This is a genomic window from Candidatus Binatia bacterium (genome assembly GCA_036382395.1).
Taxonomy (GTDB): domain Bacteria; phylum Desulfobacterota; class Binatia; order HRBIN30; family HRBIN30; genus JAGDMS01.
On record DASVHW010000233.1, the window covers coordinates 1 to 10,060 of the forward strand.

The window sequence follows — 10,060 nt, forward strand, 5'->3', positions numbered from 1 at the left end:
GCGCTCGGCTGCCGTCGGCACCGCCGCCTGACAAAACCCGAACCCCCACTGCCCGGTGTTGGCCACTCGTTTGGTAGGCCGCTTAATCCCTCGCATCCTGCCCCTCCACCCAACGGCTCCCTTATACTCCATCAGCGATACGCAGGTCAGCTTGCAGTCCGAGAAAATCGACAGTCCCTTCGTAAGGGAGTGTCGATTTTCGCCGAATGGAGGGGCGCAGCATGCTGCGCCGCTACGGAAGCACGCGGAAAATTCGGTATACGAAACCAGCGGCCGGTCATTTATCGACAGTCCCGTAAGGAGGGGGTTCAATGGCCCAACCGATCCGCGCGTCAGCGCGGATCGGAATCTCAGCACGAGCGGTTAGGAATTCAATTTCAAACAAAACTTCCGCTCACCCTGAGCTTGTCGAAGGGTCTGTCTCCCGTTCATCGACAGTCCCTTACTCAGGGATGAACATCTCCAGGATTTGCTCTTTCGGCCGCGCCACTGGGCTCAACTGCTGCCGCCGCTCGTGGGCCAGGCTTTCGTATGTCGGGCCCGGATTGGGGTTGCGGTAGAACACTCCGGTGTAGAGCTCCTTCCCGTAGTCCTGTGCCAGTCCCATTGCCCGCAGGCGGTCCGCGGGGTCGTGCCCCATTGCCTCCAGCTTTTTCATGACCTTCTTGTGAACCTTGAGCTGGGCCTCCGGCTCACCGTAGGTGACACAGGGGGACTGGACATTGATGAAGGCGAACCCGGGGAACCGGATACCCTCCTCGATCATCGTAGCCAAGCCAGGCATGTCCGCCGGCGTTCCCTGCGCGACAAATCCCGCCCCGTAGGCCAGCACGTAGAGGAGCGGATTGACCGGCTCTTCCATACTCCCATACGTCGAGGTGACCGTCTTGAGGCCGCGCCGCGAGGTGGGTGAGAGCTGACCCTTGGTGAGACCGTAAATCTGGTTGTCCATCACGATGTAAGTGAGGTCCATGTTGCGGCGGATGGAATGGGGGACGTGGCCCCCACCGATGGAGAAGCCGTCACCGTCGCCGCCCGCGACCAGCACCAAGAGCTCTGGATTCGCCAGCTTGATCCCTTGAGCGATAGGCAGGGCGCGCCCGTGGACGGTATTGAAGCCGTACGCCGTGGTGTACCCGGGAATTCTGCTGGAACAGCCGATCCCCGAAACGAAGGCGATCTCATGTGGAGGCCGACCGATGTTAGTCAGGGCGCGATACATGGCGCTCAACACACCAAAGTCGCCACATCCAGGGCACCAGATGGGCGTGAGGTCGCTCTTGTAATCGTTCGGGGTGAATTGATGAACCTCTTCAACCGGTCGTGCGGTAGCGGTACTCGTCATGGCACAAGCCTCTCTCGTTGTCGGATCTACTGGCGCGCGTTCATTCTTGGGGTTGCGACTCGGGGACCTGCATGCGTTGAAGCTTCAGGGCCATCTTGCGCAGCCGTTCCAGGATCTCGTCCGCAATGATCGGGTTCGCCCCGCTCTTGGCGAACGATTTCACTCCGCTGGGGACGTCGACGTACATGCGGATGATCTTGTGCAGCTGTCCCTGCTGTGACTGCTCGACGATCAGCCCGGCTTTCACGGTCGCGAAAAAGTCCTGGTAGATCTCCTCCGCCACCGGGTACACGAGCTTCGGCACCAGCAGCCGGACCTGTAAGCCCTCCGCCCGCGCCAGCCGCAGGGCCTCAATGGCCACACCGGCGATGCTGCCCCAGCTGATCAGGCCGAGCGGCGCATCGGCATCGCCATCGAGGATGAACAGGTCGTACCGAGTTTTGAGCGGATTGAGCTTCTTCAAACGCTTGTCGTTCATCCGCGCATGGACTTCGCCGCTGGCAGTGGGCGCGCCGCGCTCGTTATGCTCGATACCCGATGCCAGATAGTTTCCCCCCGCCATCCCGGGACGGCTGATCGGGCTGATGCCCGACTCGGTGAAGCGGAAGCGGACATAATCCTTGAGCTCCGCGGGCGTCGGTCGCCGGCGGTCGACGCGCTGGAAACCGCTGGTGTCGATCAGGTTCACGGTTTCCTTGCGCTGACCGATCTCCTGGTCGGACAGCACGATCACCGGCGTCTGATACTGCTCGGCGATGTTGAACGCCTCCACGGTTATGCGGAACATGTCGCCGACGCTGACCGGCGCCAGTACCGGGCGGATGACGTCGCCGTGGGCGGAGAAGACGGCCTGGAAGAGATCGGACTGCTCGCTCTTCGTCGGCAGGCCTGTCGATGGCCCGCCACGCTGCACGTTCACGCAGACCAGCGGCAGCTCGGCAATGCTCGCCAGCCCGAGCATTTCCGTCTTGAGCGACATGCCCGGTCCCGATGTCGCCGTCATCGCCTTCTTGCCGGCAAAGGACGCCCCCACGGCCGCCCCAACTCCGGCGATCTCATCCTCCGCCTGCATCACCGTGCCACCGTACTTCCAGATCTCGCGGTTGAGGAACTGCATGATCTCGGTGGACGGCGTGATCGGGTAGCCTCCAAAGAACTCGCAGCCGGCATAGATGGCGGCGGCGGCACAAATGTCGTTGCCGTCGGTGAGCATCTGCGCCCGGCCGTTTTGGGGAGGCGCCATGGACTGCGGGTTCTGCAACGGATGGGCTTCGGCGTAGGTGATGCCGGCGGCAAACGCCCGCTCATTGGCCTCCACCAGTTCCGCGCTCTTCTTTCCGAACTTCTTCCGCATGCCGGCGAGGATTGACTCCCGGGCTATCCCAAACCAACCGGCCAGAAGGCCCAGAACCACCGTGTTCTTCGCCTTGTCCGTCCCAGCGGTTTGCTTCGCAATGTCGCCGATCGGTACGGCAATCACTTCCGCGGGTTTGACACCAATCAGCGGGATGTCCTCGGGTGCGACTCCCGTCTTGCTTTCGTAGATGACGACCGTGCGGCCGCCGACCGGGAGTTCGCCGCCGAACTTCAAGAAGTCCTCCCAGTTGAGGGCAATGGCGACATCCAACGTGCCACCGGGATTCAGCACCTCACCCGTGGAAAGCCGCACACGGCACGACGATTCGCCGCCGCGAATCTGCGAGCCGAAGCTCTTGGTCATGATGGCGTGGTAACCCTCCAACGCCGCCGCCGTCATCAATGACTCACCCGCAGAGACGATGCCGTCCCCGCCTGAGCCGGCCATACCGATGATCAAATCGTTGTGCATGTTATCCCAGCCAGTGATATTAGTTTCATGACGCAAACCTTCCCCGCAAATCCGGTGGACCATAGCACTACTGATACGATAATTTCCAATGCGGAATACGCAGAGGTCCAAGAATCCTGGCTAATGGAAGAAGGGACTGTCGATTTTCTCGCCCGGCAACCTAACCCCCTGGCCCCCTTCCCGAAACGGGAAGGGGGAACCCATGGGACGAGCTTCGATAATGGGTCCCCCTCTCCGCGTCGGAGAGGGGTCAGGGGAGAGGTTTGGCTGGCTATTCGGAGTATACGACAGTCCCAGAAGGAAGAGGTGATTGGATGGAAAATGCTTCCTGCGATACGCACAGCGGGCCGTTGAAAGGTCTCAAGGTGGTCGAAATGGGCATCTGGGTGGCCGCGCCGGCGACAGGCGCCGTTCTGGGTGACTGGGGTGCCGAGGTGGTGAAAGTCGAAAACCCCTTGGGCGGCGACCCGGTCCGAGGCCTCATGGCGATGGGTGTCGCGTTCGAACCACCGATCAACCCCAGCCTGGAACTCGACAACCGCAACAAGCGCAGCGTCGCGGTGAACGTGCAGACGCCGGAGGGCAGCGCGGTGGTCAAGCGCCTGCTGCGCGATGCCGACGTGTTCGTCACCAACTTGCGCCGCAACGCCCTGCAGCGCGCTGGACTGACATATGAGGATGTACGGCAGGAGAACCCGCGCCTCATCTACGCGGCCTTGAGCGGATACGGCACGCGTGGGCCGGAGAAGGACCGGGCCGGCTTCGACTACGCCGCCTTCTGGGCACGTGCGGGCGCCATGGCATCCCTCGGCGAACCCGAGGGGCCGCCACCGACGCAACGCCCCGCCATGGGAGATCACCCCGCCGGGCTGTCCCTTGCCGGAGCGATCTGCGCCGCGCTGTATCACCGGGAACGCACCGGCGAAGGGCAGGAGGTCCATCTCTCGCTGTTCCAAGCCGGCCTGTGGATGATGGCCACCGACATCGAAGTCTGCCTCGTGACCGGGATGGGCTCGGCCCCAACCGGGCGGATGGTGCCGAACCCGCTCTGGAATCACTACAAGGCCAAAGACGAGAAGTGGTTTCATCTGGTGATGCTGCAGCCGGACCGGTACTGGAAGGGATTCTGTGAGGCCATCGCACGTCCGGACTTGGTAGACGATGAGCGCTACGCCACGGTCTTCACGCGGGCGCAGCACAGCCTGGAGTTCATCGCTCTGCTCGACTCGATCTTCGCCACCAAGACGCGGGCGGAGTGGGGCGAGATCTTCGACCGTTTCGACCTGGTATGGGGGCCGGTCCAAAGCGTCGCCGAGGTGGTGCGCGACCCACAGGCGCGGGCACTGGGCGCCTTTGCGAAAGTGCCGCACCGGACAGGACAGGAAATCGAAGTGGTACGCAGCCCGATCGAGTTCGGCGCCACCCCAGCCAGCGTGCGTCACGCCGCTCCGGAACTCGGCGAACACACCGAAGAGGTACTGCTCGAACACGGGTACACGTGGGAGGACATCGCCGCGCTCAAAGAGAAGGGCGCCATCGGATAGGGCGCGCGGCTTCGCCGTCACCCCTTGAACGTGGACGGCCCGAAGTCGCCGAACGGCTCGTCGCGTGCTCTCACCGCTTGTTTGAATCCCGCCTCGGCCGCGCGCAGCTGGAAGGCGTAGCCTTCGCGGGTGTGGCGGGCGATACCGTCGAAGACCACGCCGAGAATCTGCGTGGTGTGCAGGCCTTGCGTCCAGCGTGATGCCGTTGGCGCGCTCGGGCCGGTTCAACGTGATGCGCGCGATCCGGCCGGTGTGTCCCAATCCGGAGATCCGCCACTGCGGCGGCGTGCGTCGGCTGATCGGTCCTTCTTCTCGCACCGGACAGAGCCCCATATGCGTTAACCTAATCAGGGATGCGCAAGAACCCGAGTGGCGATGCTGACTTCTACGCCAACGGCGTTGTGCACCACAGCCCAGGGTTGGCGCGCTGCGCGCCTACCCTGGGTCGATAGCCCAAACCGTGTTCAACCCTGAAAGGGGTTGCGTCTCACGGCCTCAATCCCATACGTACCGCTCGTCGTATGCCACGCCGTGGGCCTCCAGCAGCTGACGGAACTCCGTCTGGAAGTCCCACTGTCCATGATGCTCCTCTTGCTGTCCGATGTACCGTTCCACCTTTCCGCTCAGAGACTGACTCACCGAGAAGGCGCCATATCCGGCCTGCCACTGAAAGCCCCATAGCGATGCACCTTGAGTCTTGGCCCACTGCGACGAGGCCCGCTTCAACTCCTTGACCCATTCGGCCACCGTGATGGTGCGGCCCTGGCGCGCTAGAAGATGCACATGATCGTCAACGCCACCGACCCGGACCACGGGGCAATCCAGGCGCACGGAGACAGCGCCAAGGTAGCGGTGCATCGCGGCTCGCAGGATCAGGTCACCAAGAAGGGGCCGCCTGTCCTTGGTCGAGAAGATGATGTGCACAAGAACGTTCGATAGGGACTGAGCCATGCGGTACTGTCAAGATAGGGTGAGACCCACGCCGCGCGCAACCCCTTCGGGGTAGAAGAGAAATCGGTTTCGCTTCCCAGGGTAGCCGCTACGCGGCAACCCTGGGCTATGTTACACCAACGCCTTCGGCGTAATCTGCCAAGCGACCGCTGCTTAGGTTAGCGCATATGGGACAGAGCCCGGTGCTACCGGAGAGTGTGCAATTTGGACAGCACGCACAGGCTCAATGCCAGTAAGTTAAGCCGCTAGCACCAGTGAAGCAGTATCGAGACGTCCCGCCGAGGGGGAACCAGTGATGCCATGCGCGCCGCCGGGGAATCGAATTCCCCGGCTACGGTGGTGAAAAAGTCCGTTGAAACGGACTCCTGCGTGTCTGAGTCGTCTTCAGACGACTTCCCCCTATTCGTAGCCAGAGAATTTGCTTCCCTGGCGGTGCGACTGCGAGCCACGCGCGTTCTGGGGTTGCACTCGTTATCTTACTGGCGTTCAGCTCTCAGCCCGGGAATTGAAACCTCTGCCTTTTGGCTGGGTTCTCGTGAGCTTGGCTGAAGGCTGACCGCTGATCGCTGATAGCTACTCCGCACATTTTGCCATTTCAGGCCTGAAAGGGCTGAGTGCTCACGGGTTACTCAGCCCGTGGGGGCACGTTGTCCAGAGCCCACCGGGTGCTGGTTGCTCCAAAAGGGGGGCGTGCTAGCCCGCACAATCGCGCGGGCTAGCACGCCGAGAAAGAAGGTGCGCACAAGTGGCTTAACCGCTTGACTAGCAAGCGAGTCATAGCCTATGGGAGCCACACTGTGGCACGGTGCTATGCTGCTGGGACCTGCGGGGGTCGGGGATTTCATTCGGGAGTCGAAATGTAGTTCGGCGGACAAGAAGATGATTCGCCCGATTAGAGAGGAAGACATACCGAGCGTCGCTGAGATGATGCTGCTCAATTGGGACGGAGTCATGTCTGAACACCATTCGCCGGGTGTGGTGGCGAAGTTCAGGGGCGAAGTCACCCCAGGCTGGATCAGGCGGCAGATGGGATGGAAGCAAATCTTTGTCGTTGAAGAGGCCAGCGAGATTGTGGCCACTGGAGCATTGGCCAACTTCGGCAGACCGGACGCTCCCAATCACAGCGTGTCCCAGTTCTTTGTCCGACCTGACCTGCATGGGCGCGGGATCGGCACGCTCCTCCTGGAGCATCTTATCCGGGCAGCCCGTGGCAACGGCATACACCGCCTGCATGTTCCCAGTAGTCGCAACGCCGTCCCCTTCTACCAACGTGCCGGATTCGTTGCCGACGCCGTGCAACCGGACGTGTCGGATGAGATTACTTGGATGACCATGGATATACCGGAGGAAGCGCAGAACCAGCGGCTGCAGGCGACGCGGTACCCGCGCGCCTGACCCGCGGCGTTAGCGGCATCTGGGGCTGCCGTGCTGCGCTGAGGAGCCAGAGCGAGGACGAGATGGCGCATTCGTTAGCTGAGATCGAGGACAACGCTCTCCGGTTGCCGGCCGAGGATCGTGCACGGCTCGCAGTGGACCTGCTGGCGAGTCTCGAGGAGAGCGTGGAGTCACCGGAGGAGATCGAAAAGCTAAGGTGGGTTTCGGTGCTACTTCTTCTCGCGGGAAGAAACCCGGATGCACGTCCATGTCTACCATGCCGAGGGTGAGGCAAAGTTTTGGTTGGAGCCGGGGGTCGAGCTCGCGGCGAACTACGGTCTGAGTCAGCGCCGTCTCGCCAGTGCCCGCCGGCTGGTTCTGGAGCATGAGGATGAAATCCGCAACGCGTGGAAAGCCCATTTCGGTGGTTGAGGTCACGAACGTCTCGAAGCATGGATTCTGGCTCTTGCTCGGTGAGCGTGAGCGGTTCCTGGCATTCGAGCACTTCCCCTGGTTTCGGGACGTTTCAATCGGCCAGCTGTGCAACGTCGAGCTCCCGCATCCGCATCATCTCTATTGGCCCGATCTCGATGTGGACGTGGCGGTGGAGTCGATCGATCATCCCGACCGCTTTCCGCTGGTGAGCCAGGCTCAGCCTAACAAGCGAATCCAGCCGACGCGCAAGAGACGTGCGCGCGGCAGATCCGCATTGCGCTGAGGCTGCTCAAAAAACAGCCACCATCCTTCTCCCGTTGCCGGAAGCCTGCCCTGAGCCCCGTCGAAGGGTGGCAACAGGGGAACGGACCCAGGCGGGTATCGGGCTCCATTCTTCATGATCCGAGGGTGAACGAACTTCATGGCCACAGCTAAGACCTCCGCTCAGCTGTTGGTGCTGTCCTAACTGCGGCGTAGCTGTCAGCGATCAGCGGTCAGCCGTCAGCCAAGCTCACGAGAACGCAGCCAAATGGCAGAGGCTTCAATTTCCGGGCTGAGAGCTGAACGCTGATAGCTGATCGCTCCGCGCACATTTTGCCATTTCAGGCCTGAAAGAGCTGAGTGCTCACGGGTTACTCAGCCGTGGGGGGCGCGGGGTCGAGAGCCCACCGCTTGCTGGTTGCTCCAAAAGGGGGGCGTGCTAGCCCGCACAATCGCGCGGGCTAGCACGCGGAGAAAGAAGGTGCTTATCAGTGGCTCCTTACATTCAGTGACCCAACCGCTTGACTTGCAAGCGAGTCATAGCCTATGGGAGCCACACTGTGGCACGGTGCTATGCTGCAGGGACCTGCGGGGGGCGGGGATTTCATTCGGGAGTCGAAATGTAGTTCGGCTGTTTGTGGCGCGTCCGTGTGCTACTGAGCAACCGTGCGCTACGAGATTCGCTTCGCGCAATGCGTTCGTGACCACATGAAGTTCCTGACGGTGGCGGAGAGGTCAACCTTGCTCGATGCCATCCGCGAGCAGTTGGCTCACGAACCTCTCGTCGAGACGCGGCGCCGTAAGCCGTTGCGCCCGAACCCGCTAGCTCCGTGGGAATTGCGGGTCGGCCCGCTGCGGGCGTTCTATGACGTGCGGCCACCGGACCCGAAGCGCGAAGCGCTGGCTGACGTGGTATATGTTCTGGCAGTTGGCAAGAAGGAGCGGAACGTGCTCCGGATCGCCGGGGAGATAGTCAAGATATGAAGACCCTCGCACTTTCGACTGCATCACGCTCGCTCGCCGAGTACGCGAGCGAACTAGACGACGAAATCGTCTTGCTGACCAAACGAAACCGACCGTTCGCCGCGATTGTTCCGCTTCGGAACGTGGACCGGGAGAGCCTCGCACTGAGCACGCACCCTGGATTTCTCGCTCTGATCGAACGATCGCGCCGCGAGGTTGCGGCTGGGAAAACTCTCTCCCTAGCAGAGATGCGCGCTGCATTGGCAACCGACAGGCGAGCACCTGAATCGATCCCGTCCGCCAAGCGCCACGGCCGAACCAGCCGCTCCAGGCGACGACCCAGAGCGGGCCGCGCCTGAGCGCCAACGGTTAACCCGATTGAATTCAGCAAATGGCCACAACCACAGAAGACACGGTCGCGTATTGCAATTGCATGGAGCAAGTGAAGCGCCGGCTTCGGTTAGTGGCTGCGATCACCGGAGGAATGCTCAAAACCGGCGACGAAGGTGCCGACGCTGAGTTCGCATGTCTTCAACTGCGCAAGGTTCTCGAACTGATCGCGTTTGCTACGTTGGCCGCAAATCGGGAACGGTATTCGCAGGCGCGAGCGGACGTGGATAAGGAATGGAGCGCCAAGCGAATCTTGGAACGACTAGCGCGGATGAACCCCGATTTCTACCCAGTGCCGGTCATACCAATATCGAAGGGACCTGGCCGGTGGCACTTCGACATTGTTGCGGACGGTTTTCTGACCCAGAGCGACTTCGCCATTTTGTTCGACAAGTGCAGCGAAGTCGTGCACGAATGGAACCCGTTTCGGGCAGGACCTCGCCTGGTAGACTTCGGCAGAAGTATTTCGGAGTGGGCGCGAAGAATCGAACGCCTGCTCGAAGTTCACCACGTGCGCCTCATCGATCAGCCAGATATTCTGCTGGTCCGTCTGACGGATCCGGCTGACGGGAAGGCTCACGTGTTTTCGGCGTCGCCACGACCGGGCTAACACGCGTTGCACCAGGCGCAGAGGGATGTAGGTCGGAAGAGTCGGATACCACGACGGCGCCATTGAATTCCGACCTTTCCGACCTACGTCCCTCTGCGACGCCGGATTAGCCTTTTCAGCCATCGGAGGACTACATGCGTAGTGTTGCGGACGACGAATGGGACGAGTTCAAGGACCCAGAGATAGTCGATTGGAAGCGGGTCCGGCTCGCCATAGAGCACGAGAACACACTTACGAACTCGAGAGTTACCTGGCTCCTTTACGCACAGGGCTTCCTTCTAGGCGCCTACATGTTGGTCTTCACTGCCTCGACCAAACAAGACTTCAAACCGTCCGCGTGGCGCCAGACCCAGTGGGTT

10 protein-coding genes and 1 pseudogene are annotated in these 10,060 nt (G+C 61.6%); 7 read left to right on the plus strand and 4 right to left on the minus strand.

Translation table 11 applies throughout. The annotated features are described in order from the left end of the window. Positions 1–442: 442 nt before the first annotated feature. Both VF515_10695 and VF515_10700 read right to left on the minus strand, forming a co-directional pair. Complete coding sequence (locus VF515_10695) at positions 443–1,345, minus strand: 2-oxoacid:ferredoxin oxidoreductase subunit beta (GenBank protein ID HEX7408099.1); 903 nt, start codon at positions 1,343–1,345, stop codon at positions 443–445. Positions 1,346–1,385: 40 nt separating this feature from the next. Further along, the gene (locus VF515_10700; GenBank protein ID HEX7408100.1) at positions 1,386–3,173 is read right to left on the minus strand and encodes a 2-oxoacid:acceptor oxidoreductase subunit alpha; all 1,788 of its coding nucleotides are present in this window, start codon (positions 3,171–3,173) and stop codon (positions 1,386–1,388) included. 314 nt (positions 3,174–3,487) lie between these two features. Between VF515_10700 and VF515_10705 the strand changes: the two genes are divergently transcribed. Then, positions 3,488–4,717, plus strand: coding sequence for a CoA transferase (locus tag VF515_10705; protein HEX7408101.1), 1,230 nt, complete (start codon positions 3,488–3,490; stop codon positions 4,715–4,717). Positions 4,718–4,734: 17 nt separating this feature from the next. On the opposite strand, the pseudogene VF515_10710 reads toward VF515_10705, so the two are convergent. Both VF515_10710 and VF515_10715 read right to left on the minus strand, forming a co-directional pair. Beyond that, a pseudogene (locus tag VF515_10710) lies at positions 4,735–4,905 on the minus strand (enoyl-CoA hydratase). A 307-nt stretch (positions 4,906–5,212) separates the two neighbouring features. Then, a complete protein-coding gene (locus VF515_10715; protein ID HEX7408102.1) occupies positions 5,213–5,641 on the minus strand; it encodes a transposase in 429 nt (142 codons plus the stop codon). Between the two features lie 810 nt (positions 5,642–6,451). Here VF515_10715 and VF515_10720 point away from each other — a divergent pair. The 6 genes from VF515_10720 to VF515_10745 form a co-directional block, all read left to right on the plus strand. Beyond that, positions 6,452–7,063, plus strand: a complete 612-nt coding sequence (locus tag VF515_10720; protein HEX7408103.1) for a GNAT family N-acetyltransferase — start codon at positions 6,452–6,454, stop codon at positions 7,061–7,063. A 237-nt stretch (positions 7,064–7,300) separates the two neighbouring features. Continuing rightward, positions 7,301–7,474, plus strand: a complete 174-nt coding sequence (locus tag VF515_10725; GenBank protein ID HEX7408104.1) for a DUF4160 domain-containing protein — start codon at positions 7,301–7,303, stop codon at positions 7,472–7,474. After that, positions 7,434–7,760 (plus strand): DUF2442 domain-containing protein, encoded by a 327-nt coding sequence (locus VF515_10730; protein HEX7408105.1) that lies wholly within the window; start codon positions 7,434–7,436, stop codon positions 7,758–7,760. Before VF515_10725 ends, VF515_10730 begins: the two co-directional genes overlap by 41 nt. A 644-nt stretch (positions 7,761–8,404) precedes the next feature. Beyond that, positions 8,405–8,722: a type II toxin-antitoxin system RelE/ParE family toxin gene (locus VF515_10735; protein ID HEX7408106.1), complete on the plus strand. Its 318-nt coding sequence runs from the start codon at positions 8,405–8,407 to the stop codon at positions 8,720–8,722. A gap of 370 nt (positions 8,723–9,092) precedes the next feature. Next, the gene (locus tag VF515_10740) at positions 9,093–9,701 is read left to right on the plus strand and encodes a hypothetical protein (GenBank protein ID HEX7408107.1); all 609 of its coding nucleotides are present in this window, start codon (positions 9,093–9,095) and stop codon (positions 9,699–9,701) included. A 134-nt stretch (positions 9,702–9,835) separates the two neighbouring features. After that, positions 9,836–10,060: hypothetical protein (locus tag VF515_10745; GenBank protein HEX7408108.1), on the plus strand; the 225-nt coding region annotated here is incomplete at its 3' end.